Below are 18852 nucleotides of genomic sequence, written 5' to 3'. Positions count from 1 at the left end.
GGAGCAACCCCGCATGACCACCACGACCCGCCCAGTCCGCCACCGCGCGCTCGGCGACCAGACCTGGCAGGACCAGGCCGTCTGCACCCCGACCGAGTACAACCCCGTCGACCCCGAGGTGTTCTTCCCCGGTCCGGAGGACTCGGCCGCGATCACCACCGCCAAGGCGCTGTGCGCCCAGTGCCCGGTCGCCCGCGCCTGCCTGGACGCCGCGCTGGAGACGGGCGACACCCACGGCGTCCGGGGCGGCCTCACCGAGGAGGAGCGCGAACCTCTGCACACCAGGCTCAACGACCGCCTCGACTACAGCCGGGTCAACGCCGTGCTGGCCGGGCGCGACATCCACATCACCCGCGCCGAGCGCCGCGCCGTCGTCCTCGCCGGCTACCGCCAGGACGTGCCGGTCGAGCGCCTCGCCTGGCTCCTCAAGATCAGCCCGGAGCACGCCCTCAAGCTCTACCGCGAAACCCGCCGCGCGATCCGCCACCGCCAGATCGCCGAACAGGCCACCCGCACCGCCTCGGCCGACTACGACGCCACCAGCACCGAGCAACTGCACCGCGACGACTTCGGGACGGCCGCATGAGCACCACCACCGCGACCACCCCGAACACCGCGCCCGTCACCGGCTGGGACCGGGCCGTCGTCATCGCCCTCGGCGGTGCCGGGTGCGCGCTCTCGTACGACGCTCTCCAGCAGATGGCTGTCGCCATCCACGTCCGAGGCTTCCTCACCTACCTCTTCCCGCTCGTGATCGACGGCTTCATCGCCTACGGGGTCCGCGCGCTGCTGGTGCTGCGCGATGCCCCACTGCGGGCCCGCGCCTACGTCTGGCTGCTCTTCGGCGCGGCCACCGGGGCGAGCCTGTGGGCCAACGCCCTGCACGCCGTGCGGATGAACGAGCAGAACGCCACCACCGGCCTGCGCCTCGGCGACTCGGTGGTCGCCGTGCTCTCCACGATCGCCCCGCTCGCCCTGGCCGGCGCCGTCCACCTCTACATCCTCATCGCCCGCGGACCGGTCAGCCCCGCCGACCGGGACGGCCAGGGTGACCGAGGGCCCGACGCTGACCGAGGTCAGGTCACCCCTGACCTCGGTCAGGTCAGCGCCGAGGCCGGTCTGACCGACCGGCTGGCAGCGCTGAGCGGCGGTCAGGACAGCGGAGGTCACCCCGGTGCGCCGAGGCCGGTCGGCCACCCGGTCACCGCACCCGGCGGCCAGCCGGTACTGACCCCGGTCAGCGCGGTCAACCTGACCAAGCCCTCTGACCTGGGCGGTCACCCGGTCACCGGCCGACAGGCCACTGACCGACCGGCGGACAACAGGCCGGTCGCCACCGCGACGGCCAGCCGCGCCGAGGCCACCGAGCCGCCGGTCACTGACCCGCCAGTCACTGACCCGCCAGTCACTGACCCGCCAGTCACTGACCGGGACAGTGGCCGCCGTCCTGACCTGGACACAGATGGCCTGCTGGCCATCGCCCGGAAGGCCGCGCCGGAGAACGGCAGGCTGACCCGCAGGGTGGTCGCCGAGGCGATCCGAGGTCAGAAGATCCCTCTGTCCAGCGCCACGCTGACCGAACTGATGGCCCAGCTCCGGCCGCAACCCGGTCAGCCGGTCACCGCCGACCGGAGCTGACCGACCCGAACGCCGGGGTGACCGACCAGGTCACCCCGGCCGGTCACCCGCCCGTACCACCAGCATCCGGGAGTACCCCACCATGCGCACCACCCCCGCCACCTGGGCCGAGGCGGACTCCTGGCTCGCCGTCCTCACCCAGCAAGGCCACCTCCACCGCGTCGAGACCGGCCCGGACGGTACCCGCAGCGTCCAGCGCGGCCGGCACTCCCGCCCCTGGACCCTCCACCACCCCGTCCTCGCCGTCGACTACGTCGAAGACCTCCTCCTCGACCTCCGCCAGCGCGACACCGAGGCCAGCCGATGACCGCACCCGGCCACGACGGCACCGCGCAGGTCCCGGGGAACGACCCCAACGCTGCCCCTGGCGGAGCAAGTTGTGGGGTAAGCGATGCTTACCCCGCCCGCGCCCCGAAGGGGGCACGGGCACCCTGGTCGTCGGCGGACCCAGGGGGGCCCACCGACGACCAGGGAGTCGACCCGTGGGTGTCGACGGACGGGACAGACACCGCGCCCGCTCCCCAGCGCGCCGCCTCCCGACGCCGCCGTCCCCGCCACGCCACCCAGCGCCGCACCTGCGTCAGCCTGCGGTTCAGCGAACCCGAGTGGGCCGCCGTCCGGAAGGCCGCCGACCACGCCGACCTCGCCCCCGGCGGCTTCTGCGCCGCCGCCACCCTGGCCGCCGCCACCAGCACCGACCCGGGCGCCGCCATCGCCGACTACCGACGCGGCATCCAGGAACTCATGGAGTCCAACCGCCAGCTCGCCGCCATCGGCAACAACGTCAACCAGGTCGCCCACTTCCTCAACGCCGGCGGCCAGCCCACCGCCGACCTCCGCCTGCTGCTGCAGCGCGTCGAAGCCTCCATCGGAGCCGTCGACGAAGCCGTCGCCTGGATGGTCCGCCGATGATCCCCAAGATCCGCACCGGCACCGGCGGCACCTACGGCCTCATCCGCTACCTCTACGGACCGGGCCGACGCGACGAACACACCGACCAGCACCTCGTCGCCTCCTGGAACGACTTCGCCCCCGACCCCGGACGCAACCCCCACCACACCATCGCCCAACTCGCCGCCCAACTCGACCAGCCCGTCAAGGCCATCGGCCACCGCGCCCCCGCCGACACCATCTGGCACTGCTCGGTGCGCGCCGACCCCGGCGACCGCCACCTCGACGACAACGACTGGGCGAACATCGCCCGCCGCATCGTCCACGCCACCGGCATCGCCCCCGAAGGCGACACCACCGCCTGCCGCTGGGTCGCCGTCCGCCACGCCGACGACCACATCCACATCGCCGCCACCCTCGTCCGCCAGGACGGCCGCCTCGCCAACCTCTCCTTCGACCGCCGCAAAGCCCAGGCCGAAGCCCGCCTCATCGAGAAGGAGTACGGACTGCGCCAGCTCAACCCCGGCGACGGCACCGCCGCCAAGAACCCCACCAGCGCCGAACGCTTCAAAGCCGAACGCACCGGCCGCACCGAGAGCCCGCGCGAGACCCTGCGCGAAGCCGTCCGCCAGGCCGTCGCCGGAGCCGACAGCGAGGACGAGTTCTTCACCCGCCTGCGCGAGGCGGGCCTGCGGGTGAAGCTGCGCCATCTGCCTTCCGGTGACCTCGTCGGCTACAACGTCGCCCTGCCCGGCGACCGCAACGGCGCAGGCGAGCCGATCTGGTTCCCCGGGTCCAAACTCGCCCCCGACCTCTCCCTCCCCAAGATCCGTCACCGCCTCGACGCCGCACCCGCCACCGGCACCCCCACGCTGGACGACCGTCCGGCCCGACCAGGCCAATCCGCTCCCGCTCGCCGCCGCCGAGACGCCGCCCACGTCGCTGAGCGCGCCGTCGCCGCGCTCGACCAGGACGACGACGAAGCCGCCGCCCACCTCGTCGGCGCCGGCGAGATCCTCGACGCGCTCGCCCAGACCTCCCCCGCCGCCACCCGCGCCGAACTCCGGGAAGCCGCCCGCGCCTTCGAACGCGCCACCCGCAGCCACATCCGCGCCGAGAACGCCGACAACCGCGCCCTGCGCTCCGCCGCCCGCGGAATCGTCCACGCCGGCAGCGCGCTCGGCCGGGGCGAGGACGGCGGCGCCACCGCCATGGTCCTGTCCACCTTCGTCCTCGTCACCCTGGCCGCCGCCCGCTGGCACTCCGCCCGAGGCCACGCCCAGCAGGCCGCCGCCTCCCGCCAGGCCGCCGACCACCTGCGCTCCGCCTACCAGCAGGCCGCCGCCACCCCCATGCGCACCATGCGCGAGATCGGCCGCGCCCTCCCGGACGGCGAGCGCCGCCGCCACGACACCACCATCCGCACCGTCCTCGGCGACACGGCCACCCCGAAGGGCCCGGCCCGCGAGCATGACGCCCTGGCCGCCGTCCTCGCGGAAGCCGAGAAGGCCGGCCACGACCCCAAGGCCCTCCTGGAGAAGGCCGCCGACCGGCGGGAACTGGAAACCGCCCGCAACACCACCGACGTCCTCGTCTGGCGCATTCGCCGCCTCGCCGACCTGCCCGCCAACCCCGGACACCCCCGCACGGCCCGTGGTGCCCAGGCCCGGACCGAGCCCGTACGGCCCCGCGCCACGCAGCCGGCACCGGCCCAGCCCACGACCGACCCGCGCCGCCCGGCACCACGCCGCTGAACCGGCCACCCACCGGGCAGCCCTCCCCGAACCCCTCGACACCCGCTTCCACCAGGTGTTACCCAAGTACCCGAGCATCACGAACGGAGAGCCCGTGACCAGAACCACCGAGAACACCAGCACCGCCCCGGCCCCGATCACCACCCCGGTCCCGGCCGGCTCCGACCCGCTCCTCCAGCTGGAGTACGAGACCCAGACCCCCAGCGGCCCGGAGGTTGTTCGCGGTCTGCTGCACCCGGCCGAACTCGCGCTGCGCGGCATGCCGGTAACCTGCTCCGCCTGCCGGGCCGGCCGCGACTGGCTGCTGCTCAACCACCGCCGCAACGTGTGGGTCCGGTGCCGCTGCGGCAACGAGTGGCTGGAGCTGGAGATCACCCGCAAGGACTTCGACGCGATGATCGCCAACCCGACCTGGACCCACCACCCCGACACCGACGCTGCACGGGTGGCCCTCGGCTTCGACGGCACCTTCGCCGGCATCTACCTGGACTAACGAGCGGAATTGCATCCGATGCAACACAAATCGGGTGCCGCGAACTGCCTCGACCTGGGGCTGTATCAAGGGGGGCCGACCGAAGTCGGCCCCCCTTGGTACGTCTTCCGCTACCCGATCGTGAGCAGGGCGAGGAGGAAGGATGGGGCAAGGAGGCGCATCGCCTCGCGGCCGTCGTCGTCGGTGGTTGTGAGTGTGGTGTTGAAGGCGTCGGCCATGAGGATCAGCTGTACGGCGGTGGCGGTCTGCTCCGCCAGCGTCGGGTTCGGCTCGGACAGGCCGGTCAGCAGGAAGGACCGACTCGCCCCGAAGATCATGCCCATCGCCCACTGCTCGGTGGCCTCTGCTGGTTGGCCGGCGAACAGCTCGGCCTCGACGGCCGCGCAGCTGGTTTCTGCCCAGGACGGGATCTCCCCCGCCGCTGCCCAGGCCGCTCGCAGCCGCTCGATCGGGGCTGCCCGGGCCACGGCGTAGAGGTGGTTGGCGATGCTGTCGGCAGGTAGCCCCGGGAGCTGGTGTTGCGGCGAGGCTGCCAGAGCCGCCAGTGGCTCTCGGGGGTCGGTCTCCAGCAGATGGGCAGCCCACTGCGGGGTGCCGTCCGTGACGAAGCCGCGGGCTGCTCGCGCGAGCGTATCGGGGCTCATCTCGCTGGGCCCGGCCATGGCCGTGATCGCCGAGTGGAACGCGAAATCGGTCCTGCCCAGTGGGTCGGCCTCGGCCGCTCCCGGATCGAGTTCGGTGGCGAACTGCCACGCCGGGGCGAGACCCGGCTTTGCCCGCACCTGCCGATCGATCGCCTCGACGCGGCGCTGCACGGCGGTAAGACGGCGCTCCTGAGTGCCGACCAGGTCGGCCGCGCCGTCGTACACCCACTCCTGGAGATCACCGTCCACCGGCAAGGGACCGAAGCCACGGCGCAGTTGCTTGGCCAGGTCCTCGGCCGGACGGGCGAAGGCGTGGCGGACGGTCTCCTCGGGTACGGGCAGGCCAGCGCCGAAGGCCCGCAGGGCGAGGTGACCGCGGTCCGCCCCCTGGCGGCGGTTCTGGGCGAGCCAGACCACCAGCGCCACCAACTGCTCGTCCGCCGTCGAGGAGCTGCCGCCCGAGGGACGGCCGGGGTAGTCCCGGTGGTGAGCGGGGAGCAGCGGGTTCGGACGGCTACGCCAGCGTTCGAGATGGCGCGCCGACACCTCAACGCCGTGCTGTGCCGCGAGGTCGATCAAGCGCCGGTCGGCGGGACTGTGGGAGGTTCTGGCCATGAGCCGAACGTAGTGCTGCCGCATGCGCGCTGGCCGGTCTGCGGCGAACTCCCGGCGGTCGGCTGCACCCCGGTGTAGTGTCCGCCCGCCGTAGAACCCCCCGATGTTCCCCCGGTTTGGGCGGAACGCCACTTGCTTCGATGAGGGCAGGCCGGACAACCAGGCCAGTGGCGCCCACATGCGTAGGAGGGGTAGGAGATGGCAACAGGCTCTGTTGAGGCGGGGCAGGCCCGTGGCGGCAAAACGAGGGGCCGCAGGACAGTTGGAGTCCGGTGGCGGCGGTACCTGCGGATGGCCGGAGTCCACGCGCTGAGGGGCGCGTCGTCGGCGGCGGGTGCGGCTGTCGTCAGCGGTGCGCTGTGGTGGCTGGGCCATCGGTGACCGACCGAGTAGGTAGGCCGGGCAGCGAGAAAGGCCGGCACCGACGTCGGTGGCGGCCCTGCTCGATTCTGGTCAGCGTCCCGAGTCGGGATGAGCTGTCGGGGGGAGCCGGTGGGTTGCGGCCAGTCGGTGGAGGCTGAGCCGGACGGTGGCCGGGCGCAGCCCGAGGTCAGCGGCGATCCCCTCGGGGGTGAGACCGGGGCTGCGCTGCAGGCGTTCGAGGACGGCGTGGTCGGTTCGGTTCTCGGTGGCGCGGACGGTGCGGTAGGCGGCCAGCGCTCCGCCGCCGAGGGTGAACAGCCCTGCGGCGCACACCGCGTACGTGCCGGTGACCGCAGCGCCGATCGCGGTGGCGGCGCCGATCGCAGCGGCGCAGCACCAGGCGACCAGGGCGACGGGACGGCGGGCCAGGCGGTTGGGCATCGGCAGGTAGTCCTCTTCGTACTCGTCGGCAGGTGCCGGCCGGTCAGCCGGAGGCGGGCTCGGACGGATCGCCGCGCAGGTCGCTGCGGTGGCCCTGGCCGAGGGGCTTCCAGCCCTGGAAGGTGGAGGGCTTCCAGCGGGGGCGGTCCGGGATGCTGGTGTCGTCGGGGTCGGGCAGGGTGCCCCGGTTCTTGCGGTTGCGGGCGGCGCCGACGCTGATGCCCAGGTGCTTGGCGACCTCGGCGTAGCCCCAGAGCTGCTGGTCGTCGGCCATGCGCGTGTCCTAATCCTCGGTGTTCCGGTGACGAGCGTACGCGCCGCCGGTCGGGCCGGTGAACGCCGAGGCCGCCCCGGCTGGTCGGCGCGGGGCGGCCTTGTGCGGTGGTGTTCAGGAGTCGGTGAGGCGGTTGGCGAGTTCGAGGGCGGCGGTGGCGACGGCGAGGGCGGAGCACAGGCCGGTGACCTCGTGCAGGGTGGGGCGCACCAGGCGGGGCCAGTCGTCGGGGGCGGCGGGCCAGGTGGCGAGGTGGACGTCGGTGGTGGCGAGGCCGAGGCGGGCGGTGACGTCCCAGCCGGCCTCGGGGGCTTTCTCCCACCGCAGCAGGATGCGGCCGAAGGGGGGTCTGGGGGCGCTGTCCGGGAGCCAGAGGACCTCGATCGGCTGGCCGGGGTCGGCGGGGACGCGGCGGACGAGCGCTCCGCTCGCCCACGGCGGCAGGGGGTGAAGCGCGAAGCGGTCGAGTGGCTGCGGGCGGGTGGGGCGGTGAGCGGTCGGGATGCGGCTCTCCTTCGAGCGGGGTGGTTCAGGCCCAGGCGAGTTCGTCGCGGACGGCGGTGGGCAGGTAGCCCTCCTGGCCGTCCTCGGCCAGGTAGACGAGGCCGTCGTGGACGACGACGTTCGAGGCGAGCAGGTGGGAGAACGGGAAGTCGGGGTTCACGGCGAGGCGGACCCGCAGGCTCGGGTCGACGTTCTGGAGCTGGGCGATCAGGTGGGCGACGGTCAGGTACTGGGGCACGGTGATCTCCTGGGTGTCCGGTGGAGGGGAAGGATGAGGACGGGTTCGTCGGCGGGCCACGGGTCGCAGCACTCCCAGGGGACGTCCCGGGTGAGGACCACGGTCCCGTGCGGGCCCTCGACCTCGGGCAGACCGCAGACGCCGCACCCGCACGCCGGGTCGTACGGTTCGGGGGCGGCGGGGTAGGGACCGCTGGCGAAGTAGTCCGTGCGGCGCAGGCGGCCGGGGTCGGCGGGTGCGAAGGCGGAGACGATCAGGTCGCCGGGGCGGACCTCGTCGGCGCGGGCGACCCGCAGGGCCGGGCTGGCGAGGACGCGGCGGGCGGCGCGGTGTTCGGTGGCGGCGGTGACGACGAGCGGATGCAGGGCGACGCGGTGAGTGTTCGCGGCGGTGTCCCTTCGTTGGCCCGCGGTTTCGGCGGGACCCGTACTTTGACATGCGGTGTCCCGAAGTTGCTAGTCCTTTTCCGGTACCGGTGGTCTGCCGTGGACGAACCGGACGGGAATGCATCGCGGGCTCGGAGTGCTGAACCGAGGTTGCGGCGCAGGGCTGCACGGAGTCTGAGGGGGACGAAGGCATTGGTGACGGGCAGAGGCCGGGACATGGCGGCGCTGGAGCGCAAGATCCGCAGCGCGGGCCGGGCGTGGACGATGGGCGACGTCGCGATCATCGCCGAGGGCCAGTGGGCCGTCGCCACGGACCGGGCCGGGCGCGAGCGGAGCGTTGAGGTCGAGGACCGGCTGGCGGACGGCCGGCGGGTGGAGCTGACCCTGGAGGAACTGGCCCGCGTGGTGGGCGCCACCGACCTCGGCGCTCACCACGACAGGGCCGCGGACTGACCGGCGGCTACCGCCGGTTCGCCACCAGCGGGGCCGGAGCGGCAGCCGGCGGGGCAGGTCGGTCGGCAGGCGGCCCCAGGGGGCGAGTCGCCTGCGAGGTGCGGGCGGTGGCGACCCGGACCCGTTCGGCCTCCGGGCCGCCTGCCGCCGTGAGCGCGTGCTCGCGGGCGTCGACAACGTGGCGGATCATCTGGACGGCCGTGTTGCTCTCGGCGTAGGCCGCACGCAGGGCGCTCGCCGAGGTGGTGATCCGGTCGAGGTCGTAGAAGGCGGGGACATGGCCGGGCCGGGTGAGGGCATGAAGCCGATCCTGGTGCACGGCGATGGAGTTGGACACCACGACCAGATGGGCCCGGTGGTGCATGGCCGAGCGCAGCATCGGGTCCGTGGCGGCCACGCGGGACGCGGACTCCTCCAGGTCGGCGATCGGCCACCCCCAGGCTTGCTCGATCATCGCGTCCGCGCAGTCGAGGGCGGTGGCGTCGGACACAGTGCTCTCCGGTTGGTGACGGGGTGTCAGTGGATGGGGCGGGCGGTGGAAGCCGTTCTGGTCCTGGTGCTCACGAAGGTCACCGGCCACGTGAGGGGTGGGAGGCCGCCGTCACGGCGGCGGGGACACGCGGCGGCTGCACCGGAGGGTGGCTGAACATCGTGGAGGGGGCGGCGCTGCGGCGCAGTGCCGCCGCGGTCCGCGCGGACTGCGCGGGGGAGGTGAGGGTGCGCTCGGCGGCCGGCACCGCAGGGGCCACGGAGGAGGTGTGCCGGTTGTCCCACTGTCGGAGGGCGGTGTAGACGGGGGCGAGGGCGTCTCCGGCGTCGGTGAGGACGTACGGGGCGCTGTGCCGGTCGCCGGTGCGGGCGACGAGGCCGTCCGCCTGCATGCGGTTCAGCCGGGTCGCCGCGAACTGCTCGGAGGCGCCGAGGCGTTCGGCCAGATCGGGCAGGCGCATGCTCCCGTGCTCCGAGAACAGGCGGACCGTCTCGGTGGTGCCGGGGAGCTGCAGGCGCTGCAGGGCGTCCTCGACCCGGTCGTAGCGGCCCTGCGGGGTGTGGTCGACGTGGTCGGAGGACCACTGGGCGAGCGTGCGGTAGACCGGGCCGAGCGTGCGGGCGGAGGAGGAGAGCCGGTAGGGCGCCGCACGGTCGAACGTGCCGTCGCGGGTCACCAGGCCGGCCTCGGACATCGACGCCAACCGCTTGCTGACGTACGACGGGGACAGCGCAGTGAGGTGCTGGGCGACATCGGCAACCCGCATCTCCGGGCCGTACTTGGCGATCGTGTGGACGACGTGGGTGGTCCACTTCGGTGCGATCCGGTGCAGGACGGCCTCGACGCGCTGCGAGTCGGCGGCGCTCATGGGAGTGATCTGGGCGGACATGGCCGGGAGTTCCTTGCTCAACGGGTACGGGCGGAGACGGAGGGCTGGGCCGCGCCTGGCGAAGGCACGGCCTGGGCGGCGCCGGCCGAGATGGGGGTGATGCAGCGGTAGAGGGCGGCGACCTGGCGAAGCCGCTCCGTGCGGGCGGCGGAGTTGACCGCTACGCCTTCGGGAGTGAGGGAGAGCATGTGCCCCATCCGGGAGGCAGAGGTGTTGGTGTTGACAGCGACAAGGCCGGCGCCGATCAGCCGCTCGACCGCCTCGGCCTCGATCGGGGCATCGCGCCCGGAGCCCCAGATCACATACCTGTCGCCGTGCGCGCTCTCGCGCAGCCACAGGTCCCCGTCCTCCATCGCGTTCAACGCCGCCCGGGCGGAGCCCTGCTCGTCGTCCCAGGCGGCGGTGGCGGGTTGGGTCCGCTGGTCGGCCGGGGCCGTTGCGCCGTTGGCGTGCGCGGAGTCGTACCGGAGTTGAGGTGCGGCGGCGGGCCGGTCGGCCTCGGCGCCGCGCTCGTAGGCGCCGAGGACCTTGTCGAGCTGTCCGTAGGCCGCTCCCCTGCGGGCGGTGAGCAGCTCGACCTGGAGCCCCGCGGACTGGATGATGCCGTTGACGCCGCGCATGCTCGCGTGGTCGCCGCGGGCGATCGGCTGCAGGCGCTCGATCACCGTCTGCGCGCGAGCGGTGAGGTCCTGGTGGAGCCGGTCGACGTCCCGGGCGCACGAGGCGACCACGGAAGCGAGGTGGGCCAGCGGGCTCTGGTGAGGGTGCCGGCCGGACAGCTCCCCGGCATCGCCGGCACCGAGGCGCTCGTAGACGAGGTGGGCACCGGGGTGGGTGAGCGGGTTGTGCGGGTTCACCGGGCCTCCTCCAGGCGGGAGAGGAGGGAGCGGACCAGGGTCGGCAGACTGTCGGGACCCTCGCCGTCGAGGCGCACCGCGCTGACCGACTCGTCCAGGAGGCGGTGGGCGTCCTCGGTCAGCGCGCCGATGATCTCCGCGCACGCTTCCGTGAACTCCGCGCAGGCGAGCAGGGCCCGGCCCAGGAGCCGGAGGTAGAGGCCGGGCGGCAGGGCGGCCTCGGCGGCGAGGACCGTGATGGCCTGCCGGTCCTGCGGGGCGTAGGCCGACAGGTCGACGCCGGAATCGCCGTCGTCGTCGGCCTGGTCGGCTTCGGTGACCAGGAGGTCGACGGCCTGGGTGAGGTCGGCGAGCGACTCGGTGAGCCAGCCCAGGGCGGAGACGTAGGAGGCGAGGGTGAACAGGGAGGCGGGGGTGGTCGGCAGTCGCGCTGCCTGCAGGTGCTCCAGGCGGTCGGCGAGCGCGGTGATCGCCTTCGGCCCGGCGGTGAGCGGCCCGAGGACGGGGTGGAGGTGAGAGCGCGAGGGCGGGGCGGTGTGCCGGGCCGTGGCGATGCCGGAGACGGCCTCGGCGGCTTCGACGAGCCAGAGGGCGAGGTCGGCATGGGTGGGGGCGGTGGTCATCATCGGGCCCTTCGGGCGGCGGTGCTGGTGGCGAAGCCGGGGGAAGCGGTGGTGTAGGCGGGGCTGGCGCCGGCCTGTGCGGGGCGTACGGATTGGGCGCGGGCGGCCCGGACGCGGGCTTCCTCGGCCGGGCCGGGGCCGGTCGGCAGGTTGATCCCGGTGCGGCCCAGGCGGTTCTGGGCGGAGCGGTACACCTGGTAGTCGAGCCGGGGTCCGGCGGCGACGAGGTGGACTTCGCGCCGGTGCTGGGATTCGGGCGGGGAGTCGCGGAACTGCACGACCAGGCGGTGCGAGGCCCAGTTCTCGGCGACGCCGAGGTAGATCTTGTGGCAGCCCTCCAGCCGGCCTTCGAGGCGTTTGGCGACGCGCTCGCCGCGGACGAGGTCCTGCAGGTGCAGCAGGGCCTGGTCGCGGATGGCGTCGGGGAGCTGGCGCAGGTCGGAGATCGCGTCGGGGTGGGCGGAGAAGCCGAACTTCGCGCGGGTCACAGCGACCGCCCCCGATCGGGCTGCGCGAGGGCGGCTGCCGCGGGCGCGGCGGCCACGATCTCGGCGACGCCGGGCGCGGTCGGGGCGGCGCTGCGGGCGAGCGCGGCGCGGGTGCGCAGCGCGTCGGCGTCGTTGCGGTACTCGGGCGGCTCGGGCAGCGGTGTGTTCCGCTCGGCCAACCACGCCTCGGCGCCGGCGCGGTCGGGGAAAGCGCCCTCGCGGATGGTGTAGGTGTTCTGCTCCGCGTCGGAGTGCTCGATGAAGAGCCGGACGGGCAGTTCGATGGCGTTCCGGTCCGTGACCATGGTCCACGCCTCGCCGGGGCTCTCGCGGGCGGCTGCGAGGTCGATCAGGTCGTAGCGCTCGCCCGCGCGGTGGATCTGGTCCTCGATCCGGTAGGTGAGTTCGTCGGCGCCGATGAGGTCGCCGTCCACGGTCATCGCCCCGGGCGGGCAGCCGCGTTCGGCGAGCCACTTCTGGGCGAACGCCACGCCCGCGTGCGCGGAGGCGTCCAGTGCGAAGGTGCCCTGGGCCTGGTCGCGCCGGACGTCGAACGTGAAGAGGTCCGGCAGGTTCCGTCCCGGGCCCCAGGCGGCGCCGTTGTCGAAGGCGAGCAGGTAGCTGCGGTTGCCGACGTCGTGCCGGGCCAGGAGGTCGAGGTCGCTCTGCGCGGCGATGTCCCGCAGGAGGCCGGAGCGGTCGTCGGCGGGCGACAGGCCGGCGAGGTCGAAGTCGGCGCTCATGCGGCGAGTCCCAGCTGGTCGGGGGTGGACAGGACACGGTGGGCGGGCCGGGACGGGCTGGTGGCGCACGCCGCGAACGGGCCGTCCGGGGCGCGGAGCTGGGCGAGCGCGTGGTCGAGGTGGTCGCGGTGCCAGGTCGAGGGCCCGCTCTGGCCGGCCTCGGCGGCGGTCAGCTGCTGCCACGCGAGCCACAGCGCGTGCAGGCGGGCGACGGCTTCGGGGTGCTCGTGCCACTTTGCGCACCAGGGGCGGGTGGAGCCGATCTCCCGGCCGTAGACGGGCAGCAGGAGGTGGGTGACCCAGGCCGAGAGCTCGGCCAGCTCGGCGGCGTACTGCGCGCCGCCCATGGCGAGGATGAACAGCGGTGGGGCGGAGCCGGGTTCGTCCCCGGCCCCGGGGTCCGGCCCGGTTGGGCCGGACCCCGATTCGTCCTCGGCTTCGGAGCCGAGGCGGTCGAGGATCACGCCGTGCTGGCGGACCTCGGCCATGGTGCGGGTCAGGGCACTGACGAGGTCGTCGAGGTCCTCGTCGGCGATGCGGATCGGCTCGGGCTCGGAGGAGCCCGGCGGCGGGATGGACTCGGACATGGCACATCCAAGAGGCTCGGACGGACGGGGAGGGCGAGGCCGGAAGGCGTTCTTCGGGTCATGGCGGGGCTCCGGTGAGGCGCGGTGGTGAGGGACAGAATCCGCAGGATCGGCGGTTTGGTCAGGCCGCCGACTCGTGCTAAGCGCAGGCCAGTTGGGCGCCGCGGTCCTGGATCAGGCGCAGGCCCAGGGCGACCGCGTCGGCGAGAGTGTCGGTGAGCGGGTGGCCGGCGGCGGCGAGCTTGGCGGGGTGGTGCAGGCCGCCGGTGTGCAGCACCGCATAGGCGCCGTTGGCGTGCGCGGCGTCCGCGTCGTCGACGGCATCACCCACCAGCAGCACCCGGTGTGCCTGCCCGGTGAGGCCGAGGGCGTCGAGGTGCGCGGCGAGCGGGGCGGCCTTGGTGCCGCCGGAGGGCCCAGTGCGGCCCTCGAACCGGGTGAAGAAGTGCCCGATGCCGGCCTGCTCGACCTCGCGCACCAGGGTGTCGTGCGGGCACAGCGACAGCAGCGACTGCGTGTGGCCGGCCTCGCGCAGCGCGGCCATCAGCTCGGCGGCGCCCTCACGCACCCGCACCGGCTGGCCGCGCAGGTGAGCGAGGAAGGCGTTGTCGCTGGAGATCCACTCCTGCTCGGTGATCGTGCGCCCGAGCAGGCGGGCGTAGAAGTTCGGGATCGGCACGGTGTGCTTGGCCCGGTAGGTCTCCCGGTCGACCGACTCGCCGCCGAGGGCAGGCAGGGTCGCGTTCAGCGCCGAGACGTGGTCGTCGAGGTCGTCCTTGACCGTTCCGTTCCAGTCCCACACGACGTGCATGCGGATGGCGGGAGTCGCGGCGGCGAAGAGGGCGGTGTTCACGGCGGTGTCCTTCGGGATGAGCGTGGTGGTCAGGAGGAGAGGCGGTCGTTGAAGCGGTGCAGCAGCCACAGCGCGAAGGCGGCCCCGGCGAGCGGGACGGCGGCGACGAGCAGCGGGCCGGGGGCGACGGAGGCCAGGGCGGTTCCGGCGGCCTGGCCGACGCCGATGCAGGCGATCAGCCAGGCGAACGCCTCGGTCGATTCGCCCTCGGGAGCGAGGCGGTCGACGGTGAGGAACGCGGCCGTCAGCAGCGGCGCGAGGAAGGTGCCGGGCAGCACGGCGCCCAGGACGGCGACGGCGGGCGCGGGGTCGGGCAGCAGCGGCAGCCACCCGGCGGCGAAGCCGATCGAGGCGGCGACCAGGTGCCGGGAGGGGGCGCCGGGCCAGGCGTGGCGGCCGTAGGCGAGGCCGCCGAGCATGCTGCCGATGGACAGCGCGGCCGGCATCACCCCGGCCAGCCACCCGGCGTGGTGGCGCTCGGCGGCGGACAGCGCCAGGACGTTGACGGCGCCGAGCGCGACACCGGTGCCGATCAGCGCGGCGAACAGCACCCGCAAGCCCGGCACCCGCAGCGGACCCGTCCAGTGCACCCGTTCGGTGAACTCCGCAGGCGTCCAGGCGCGGGAGGGCTGGGCCGTGACGACCAGGCCGGTGCCGAGCAGTCCGAGCGCCGCGGTCGCCACCAGCGCGGTGGTCGGCCCGGCTCCGGCCGCGAAGCCGGTGGCCAGCAGGGGACCGGCGACGAACACCAGGCCCTGGGTGCTGCTGTCCAGCGAGAGCGCGCTGCGCTGGCGCCCGGCGTCCGGCAGCAGCACCGGCCACAGCGCCCGGAGCCCGGCCTCCAGCGGCGGCGTCGCCAGCCCCGCCACGAGCACGGTGAGCGCGGCGAGCACCGGGTGGCGCGCCGGGCCGGTGCACGGCAGCAGCAGGAACGCCGTGCTCGCCGTGGCCGTGGCGGCGACGAGGACCCGGGTCTGGCCGTGGCGGTCGACCAGGCGCCCCAGCAGCGGCTGCCCGAGCGCCGAGGCGAGGCCGAACAGGGCGCCGAGGGCTCCGGCCAGGGCGAGCGGGCCGTGCTCGGCGCGCACCAGCAGCAGGATCGCGATCGGCGCCATGCCGGTGGGAAGCCGGCCGATCAGGGTGCCGCCCAGCAGGCGGGCGACGTACGGCGCACCCAGGACAGCTCGGTATCCGCTGTCCTGGGCGGGGCCGCAGGCGGTGGTGGTGCTCAAGGAGGAGGTCCTTCGGTCGTACGGCCGGCGGCGCGCGGGCGCGCCGGACCGGGGCATGCGCAGGCATGACAGCCCCCTCGGGTCGGTGCGGCTGCGGGGAGAAGAGTCCGCGGATTCCGGGATTTGGTACGGCCGGGAAAAGCAGGTAGAAGCCCCTCAGTCGGTACGGCAGCGCGGGCAGCGAGCGAAGGCCGGGGTCAGCAACTCCAGAGCCTTGGCCGCCTGTTGGGGAACGACACCGTTGCCGAGGGCGGTGAGCTGCGCCGGGCGTCCCAGTCCCGGGGTGGCGGTCACCCAGCCCGGCGGAAGCCCCTGCATCCACTCGACGAACTCCGCGCGCAGCCGCCCGCCTTCGTCGGTGGGCGGCGGCGCCGGGCGGGTGAGCGTCTCCCATCGGGCGACGGCTACGGCGTACGGTCCCCACCGTCCGGGGTCGAGCAGTCCTGCGGTGCGGCCTCCCCCCACAGGGGCAGTGCCACCGCTTCCATCGCGGGCGCGGACGGCCTCCTGCGGGAGCGCGAGGCCGGGTTCCGGGGTGAGGAGGGCCGGAGTGAGGCCGCCGCCGAGGGCAGGGTCAGGTCCCCGCCGCCGTGCCGCTGGTTCGGCGAGCCCTTGATCCCGTCCGACGCCTTCGGCGTGGGCAGCAGCCACTCCACCTCGTCCGCCAGGTTCGGGCCGTGACCGCCGCGCTTCCTCTTCGACGGGTGCTGGCTGCCGCCGTTCGTCGCGATGTTGCTCGTGGGGGTCTTGAGCAGCGCCGCTGTCGGCGGGCCAGGCGGTGAGGAAGATCCGGGCCCGGTGGTGGGGTGCTCCGACGTCGGAGGCGCGAAGCACGAGCCACCGCGCGTCGTACCGGAGCTGGGCCAGGGTGCCGAGTACGGCGCCAAGTGCCCGCAGATCAGACTGAGCTGGGTCGTTTCCCAGACACCACGGGCAGCGTTCCACGTCGCCAGTGGAGGCGGCGACGGCGGGGGAGGTGAGGAGTCCTCGTACATTCTCGACCACCAGGAGGTGCGGGCGCAGGGCCTCGACCGCACGCGCTACGTGCAGCCAAAGACCCGATCGGGTTTCGGCGTTGAGGCCGGCGCGACGGCCGGCGACCGAGACGTCTTTGACAGGGGAAGCCCGCCGTGAGGACGCACACCCGCTCAGCATCGGCCCAGTTGATCTTGGTGATGTCGCCCAGGTTTGGCAGTCCCGGCCAGTGCCGGGCCAGGATCTTCGAGGCGCCCGGGTCGACCTCGGCGTGCCACGCGACGGAGCCTCCGAGTGCGGCCAGCACCCCGAGGTCGAGTCCCCCGTACCCGCTGCACAGGCTCCCGATCACCGGCCCGGGTCCGGTGGCCGTGGGGTTCGGCGTCACCGCCGGTGCCGGGTGGTGTGAACGGCCGCCGCAGCCGGAGCGGGAGCGGTCGGAGCAGTTGGAGCAGGCGCGGCGGTCGAGCGGTGTGCCGCCGCCAGGTGTCGGCCGGCGGCCAGCCAGGGCAGGACCGTGGCGGTGTTGTTCAGGACCGTGACGGCCTGCAGGAGTTCTTCGCGGGCGCCCGCGATGGCCTGGCGGCTCACCGCCGGGGCCTTCGCGCGCAGGTTCCGGGCCCACGGCAGGTGCTGGTCCTCGTTGGTCCTGGCGATCAGGGCGATCTGGCCAGCGGCGTCGCTGAGCTGGGTGGATGCCCGGCTGACATGGCTGATCGCGCTGGTGTACGCCTCGGCGGCCCGGGCGATGTGCTCCGGGGCGGAGGGAACGGTGGAGAGGAAGGCGAACGCGTGGCCCATCTCGTTGATCAGGGAGCCGAGGTGGGCGACCTGGCGGCCGAGCGCGACGGCGTCCGGCAGCTCGTCGGGCGCCACGTCGGGAAGCCTGTCCGCCTGGTCCCGCAGGGTGTTCGCGTGTGCGGTGAGGGCGGTGGCTGTGGCGGTGGTCACGAGGAACTCCGAAGGTGATGGCGGATGGCGGGGAGGCGAACTCCCCCGGGGAGCGGAGGCGCTGATGGACTGGGCTCCGGGCCCGGTCGCGGGGACGGCTGCGTGGGGCTGCGGGCGCGGGCGGCTTTTACGCGGGACTCCTGATCGGGGGCGAACCGGGGCTGGGCTGCGGGAGGCGAGGTGGCGGTGCGCCAGCGGGCCCGTACTTCCTCCAGCGGGCCGAGGGCGTGCAGGGCGTGGCTGATCAGCTGCCCAGGGGCGAGGCGCCGGTCGTCGGCGTGGGCGGCGATCTGCTGCGCGGCGCCGGCGGCGGCGCGGGTGAGGGAGGAACGCAGGAGCTGCTCGCCCAGCCACTCCGCTGACCCCGCCGCGCCGTCGCGCAGCACCGGCCCCAGCTGTTGCTCGGTGAGCACGCCTTCGGCGAGTAGGCCGCGCCGCTGGACCTCCCACAGCGTGGTGACCGGGTCGATCGGCTCGCCCCGGTGGTGGAGCGCACCGAGGCAGCGGTAGAGCTGGCCGTGGCCGGGGACGGCGAAGTCCTGGGGGCGCAGCCAGTCGAAGACCTCGCCGATCGCGCCGTTCTGGTGGACGAGCAGGGACAGCAGGAACTGCTCGTCCTCCGTCTGCGCCGCCGCGGGGGGCTCTCCGGCGGCAGGGAGTGGAGGTGTCCTTGGGGCGGCGGCCCGGGGGCGGGTTCCCCAGCGCGTGGCGAGGTCGTCCAGGACGCCCGCGAGCACGTCGGCCTGGGCGGCGGTGCCGTGGACCTCGTGCTGCCCGGCGTCCTCCCGGGCGACGGCGAGCAGACGGTCGGCGTGCTCGGCGACGGTGCGGTGGATCGACCCCTCCAGCACCATCCGCCCGTACAGGGGCGCGTGGGCGGGGCGCGGGCAGGCGGCGACGAGGGTGTGCAGGTAGGAGGCGGTGAGCCCGCGCACCTGCTGGCCGGCCTCGGCGAGGGTGTCGGTCAGCCACGCCACCGGCACCGCGCCCTGCGTACTGAGGGCCGGATGGTCCTCGGTGCGGAGCTTGCGCAGCGCGGCGAACAGCGCCTGGTGGCCGGGCCGGTAGAAGTCGCGCGGCTCCAGCCAGTCGAGGCCGCCGAGCTGGCGGGGGTCGAGCAGGACCGCCCCGAGGACGGCCTGCTCGCCGGTGAGCAGCGGGTCCATCACCGGCTCCGGCGGCGACGGGTGCCGCGGTCGGCGCGCAGCTGGGCCACCGCGAGGTCGGCGGCGGCCTTCGCGGCGGCGAAGCGGTCCAGCTCACCGCTGAACGTCGGGTCGGTGGCCAGGATCGAGCCTTCGCCGGTGATCAGCCACCACTGGCCGCCCCGGCGGACGACCGGCGCCCCGGTCAGCGGAGCCGGACGGTGCTGGGCAGCGGAGGAGTTGGTGTCGGACACGGGGACCTTTCGGGGAGTCGATCGGGTCAGCGGCTGCGGCGGGCGGCGGCCGGGCCTGCCGCCTGGCCGGC

The 18852-nt window shown here is 74.1% G+C and carries 24 protein-coding genes and 2 pseudogenes; 7 read left to right on the top strand and 19 right to left on the bottom strand.

Features of this window, described 5'->3' with window-relative positions; genetic code table 11:
• The first annotated feature begins 13 nt into the window (after positions 1-13).
• From BG452_RS23510 to BG452_RS23485, 6 genes are all read left to right on the top strand, one after another.
• Positions 14-586, top strand: coding sequence for a WhiB family transcriptional regulator (locus BG452_RS23510; RefSeq protein ID WP_188306335.1), 573 nt, complete (start codon positions 14-16; stop codon positions 584-586).
• Positions 583-1638, top strand: coding sequence for a DUF2637 domain-containing protein (locus BG452_RS23505; RefSeq protein WP_188306334.1), 1056 nt, complete (start codon positions 583-585; stop codon positions 1636-1638). The genes BG452_RS23510 and BG452_RS23505 overlap by 4 nt, the downstream gene beginning before the upstream one ends.
• Before the next feature lie 82 nt (positions 1639-1720).
• The gene (locus BG452_RS23500; RefSeq protein WP_188306333.1) at positions 1721-1945 is read left to right on the top strand and encodes a hypothetical protein; all 225 of its coding nucleotides are present in this window, start codon (positions 1721-1723) and stop codon (positions 1943-1945) included.
• Between the two features lie 179 nt (positions 1946-2124).
• Positions 2125-2550 (top strand): MobC family plasmid mobilization relaxosome protein, encoded by a 426-nt coding sequence (locus BG452_RS47765; RefSeq protein ID WP_317621190.1) that lies wholly within the window; start codon positions 2125-2127, stop codon positions 2548-2550.
• A complete protein-coding gene (locus BG452_RS23490) occupies positions 2547-4283 on the top strand; it encodes a relaxase/mobilization nuclease domain-containing protein (RefSeq protein WP_188306331.1) in 1737 nt (578 codons plus the stop codon). The genes BG452_RS47765 and BG452_RS23490 overlap by 4 nt, the downstream gene beginning before the upstream one ends.
• A gap of 94 nt (positions 4284-4377) precedes the next feature.
• Positions 4378-4776, top strand: coding sequence for a hypothetical protein (locus BG452_RS23485; protein WP_188306330.1), 399 nt, complete (start codon positions 4378-4380; stop codon positions 4774-4776).
• Between the two features lie 110 nt (positions 4777-4886).
• On the opposite strand, the gene BG452_RS23480 is transcribed toward BG452_RS23485, so the two are convergent.
• The 4 genes from BG452_RS23480 to BG452_RS23460 form a co-directional block, all read right to left on the bottom strand.
• Positions 4887-6035 carry a hypothetical protein gene (locus BG452_RS23480; RefSeq protein ID WP_188306329.1) on the bottom strand — a complete coding sequence of 383 codons (1149 nt, stop codon included), beginning with the start codon at positions 6033-6035 and terminating at the stop codon, positions 4887-4889.
• A 453-nt stretch (positions 6036-6488) separates the two neighbouring features.
• Entirely contained in the window at positions 6489-6839 is a 351-nt protein-coding gene (locus BG452_RS23475; protein ID WP_188306328.1) for a hypothetical protein, read from the bottom strand.
• Positions 6840-6882: 43 nt separating this feature from the next.
• A complete protein-coding gene (locus BG452_RS23470; protein ID WP_188306327.1) occupies positions 6883-7113 on the bottom strand; it encodes a MarR family transcriptional regulator in 231 nt (76 codons plus the stop codon).
• Between the two features lie 529 nt (positions 7114-7642).
• Positions 7643-7855, bottom strand: coding sequence for a hypothetical protein (locus BG452_RS23460; protein ID WP_188306326.1), 213 nt, complete (start codon positions 7853-7855; stop codon positions 7643-7645).
• Positions 7856-8436: 581 nt separating this feature from the next.
• On the opposite strand from BG452_RS23460, the gene BG452_RS23455 reads away from it, so the two are divergent.
• Entirely contained in the window at positions 8437-8694 is a 258-nt protein-coding gene (locus BG452_RS23455; protein ID WP_317621189.1) for a hypothetical protein, read from the top strand.
• A gap of 7 nt (positions 8695-8701) precedes the next feature.
• Here the strand turns inward: BG452_RS23455 and BG452_RS23450 are convergent, their stop codons facing one another.
• The 15 genes and pseudogenes from BG452_RS23450 to BG452_RS23390 all read right to left on the bottom strand — a co-directional run bounded on the left by BG452_RS23450 (position 8702) and on the right by BG452_RS23390 (position 18781).
• Positions 8702-9184: a hypothetical protein gene (locus BG452_RS23450; RefSeq protein ID WP_188306325.1), complete on the bottom strand. Its 483-nt coding sequence runs from the start codon at positions 9182-9184 to the stop codon at positions 8702-8704.
• A gap of 79 nt (positions 9185-9263) precedes the next feature.
• Positions 9264-10073, bottom strand: coding sequence for a winged helix-turn-helix transcriptional regulator (locus BG452_RS23445; RefSeq protein WP_223242633.1), 810 nt, complete (start codon positions 10071-10073; stop codon positions 9264-9266).
• Between the two features lie 17 nt (positions 10074-10090).
• Entirely contained in the window at positions 10091-10930 is an 840-nt protein-coding gene (locus tag BG452_RS23440; RefSeq protein ID WP_188306324.1) for a hypothetical protein, read from the bottom strand.
• Positions 10927-11553, bottom strand: a complete 627-nt coding sequence (locus tag BG452_RS23435) for a hypothetical protein (RefSeq protein WP_188306323.1) — start codon at positions 11551-11553, stop codon at positions 10927-10929. Before BG452_RS23435 ends, BG452_RS23440 begins: the two co-directional genes overlap by 4 nt.
• Positions 11553-12041, bottom strand: a complete 489-nt coding sequence (locus BG452_RS23430) for a hypothetical protein (protein WP_188306322.1) — start codon at positions 12039-12041, stop codon at positions 11553-11555. Before BG452_RS23430 ends, BG452_RS23435 begins: the two co-directional genes overlap by 1 nt.
• Positions 12038-12784, bottom strand: coding sequence for a glycosyl hydrolase (locus tag BG452_RS23425; RefSeq protein ID WP_188306321.1), 747 nt, complete (start codon positions 12782-12784; stop codon positions 12038-12040). The genes BG452_RS23430 and BG452_RS23425 overlap by 4 nt, the downstream gene beginning before the upstream one ends.
• A complete protein-coding gene (locus BG452_RS23420; protein ID WP_188306320.1) occupies positions 12781-13371 on the bottom strand; it encodes a DUF4913 domain-containing protein in 591 nt (196 codons plus the stop codon). The genes BG452_RS23425 and BG452_RS23420 overlap by 4 nt, the downstream gene beginning before the upstream one ends.
• Before the next feature lie 139 nt (positions 13372-13510).
• Positions 13511-14224 carry an HAD family hydrolase gene (locus tag BG452_RS23415; protein WP_317621188.1) on the bottom strand — a complete coding sequence of 238 codons (714 nt, stop codon included), beginning with the start codon at positions 14222-14224 and terminating at the stop codon, positions 13511-13513.
• A gap of 29 nt (positions 14225-14253) precedes the next feature.
• On the bottom strand, positions 14254-15456 hold the full coding sequence (locus BG452_RS23410) for an MFS transporter (RefSeq protein ID WP_188306319.1): 1203 nt from the start codon (positions 15454-15456) through the stop codon (positions 14254-14256).
• Positions 15457-15612: 156 nt separating this feature from the next.
• On the bottom strand, positions 15613-15921 hold the full coding sequence (locus BG452_RS47760; RefSeq protein WP_317621197.1) for a hypothetical protein: 309 nt from the start codon (positions 15919-15921) through the stop codon (positions 15613-15615).
• A 333-nt stretch (positions 15922-16254) separates the two neighbouring features.
• Positions 16255-16611: pseudogene (locus BG452_RS47755) on the bottom strand (DNA cytosine methyltransferase); the annotation flags it as partial.
• A 25-nt stretch (positions 16612-16636) separates the two neighbouring features.
• Positions 16637-16738, bottom strand: a pseudogene (locus tag BG452_RS47210) (DNA methyltransferase); the annotation flags it as partial.
• 77 nt (positions 16739-16815) lie between these two features.
• The gene (locus BG452_RS23400; protein WP_188306318.1) at positions 16816-17382 is read right to left on the bottom strand and encodes a hypothetical protein; all 567 of its coding nucleotides are present in this window, start codon (positions 17380-17382) and stop codon (positions 16816-16818) included.
• On the bottom strand, positions 17379-18548 hold the full coding sequence (locus BG452_RS23395; RefSeq protein ID WP_188306317.1) for a DnaB-like helicase N-terminal domain-containing protein: 1170 nt from the start codon (positions 18546-18548) through the stop codon (positions 17379-17381). Before BG452_RS23395 ends, BG452_RS23400 begins: the two co-directional genes overlap by 4 nt.
• On the bottom strand, positions 18548-18781 hold the full coding sequence (locus BG452_RS23390; RefSeq protein WP_317621187.1) for a hypothetical protein: 234 nt from the start codon (positions 18779-18781) through the stop codon (positions 18548-18550). Before BG452_RS23390 ends, BG452_RS23395 begins: the two co-directional genes overlap by 1 nt.
• Positions 18782-18852: the final 71 nt, after the last annotated feature.

This window comes from Streptomyces sp. CBMA123, assembly GCF_014596465.1.
In the GTDB taxonomy this organism is placed as follows: Bacteria; Actinomycetota; Actinomycetes; order Streptomycetales; family Streptomycetaceae; genus Kitasatospora.
Note: the sequence above shows the minus strand (reverse complement) of the source record. Positions and strands in the feature narration are given on the sequence as shown.

Excerpts from the sequence above, each read along its gene's own strand:
- BG452_RS23510 (WP_188306335.1), top strand. The coding sequence starts at position 14 with ATGACCACCACGACCCGCCCAGTCCGCCACCGCGCGCTCGGCGACCAG.
- BG452_RS23505 (WP_188306334.1), top strand. The coding sequence starts at position 583 with ATGAGCACCACCACCGCGACCACCCCGAACACCGCGCCCGTCACCGGC.
- BG452_RS23500 (WP_188306333.1), top strand. The coding sequence starts at position 1,721 with ATGCGCACCACCCCCGCCACCTGGGCCGAGGCGGACTCCTGGCTCGCC.
- BG452_RS23490 (WP_188306331.1), top strand. The coding sequence starts at position 2,547 with ATGATCCCCAAGATCCGCACCGGCACCGGCGGCACCTACGGCCTCATC.
- BG452_RS23480 (WP_188306329.1), bottom strand. The coding sequence starts at position 6,035 with ATGGCCAGAACCTCCCACAGTCCCGCCGACCGGCGCTTGATCGACCTC.
- BG452_RS23475 (WP_188306328.1), bottom strand. The coding sequence starts at position 6,839 with ATGCCCAACCGCCTGGCCCGCCGTCCCGTCGCCCTGGTCGCCTGGTGC.
- BG452_RS23470 (WP_188306327.1), bottom strand. The coding sequence starts at position 7,113 with ATGGCCGACGACCAGCAGCTCTGGGGCTACGCCGAGGTCGCCAAGCAC.
- BG452_RS23445 (WP_223242633.1), bottom strand. The coding sequence starts at position 10,073 with ATGTCCGCCCAGATCACTCCCATGAGCGCCGCCGACTCGCAGCGCGTC.
- BG452_RS23435 (WP_188306323.1), bottom strand. The coding sequence starts at position 11,553 with ATGACCACCGCCCCCACCCATGCCGACCTCGCCCTCTGGCTCGTCGAA.
- BG452_RS23425 (WP_188306321.1), bottom strand. The coding sequence starts at position 12,784 with ATGAGCGCCGACTTCGACCTCGCCGGCCTGTCGCCCGCCGACGACCGC.
- BG452_RS23420 (WP_188306320.1), bottom strand. The coding sequence starts at position 13,371 with ATGTCCGAGTCCATCCCGCCGCCGGGCTCCTCCGAGCCCGAGCCGATC.
- BG452_RS23395 (WP_188306317.1), bottom strand. The coding sequence starts at position 18,548 with ATGGACCCGCTGCTCACCGGCGAGCAGGCCGTCCTCGGGGCGGTCCTG.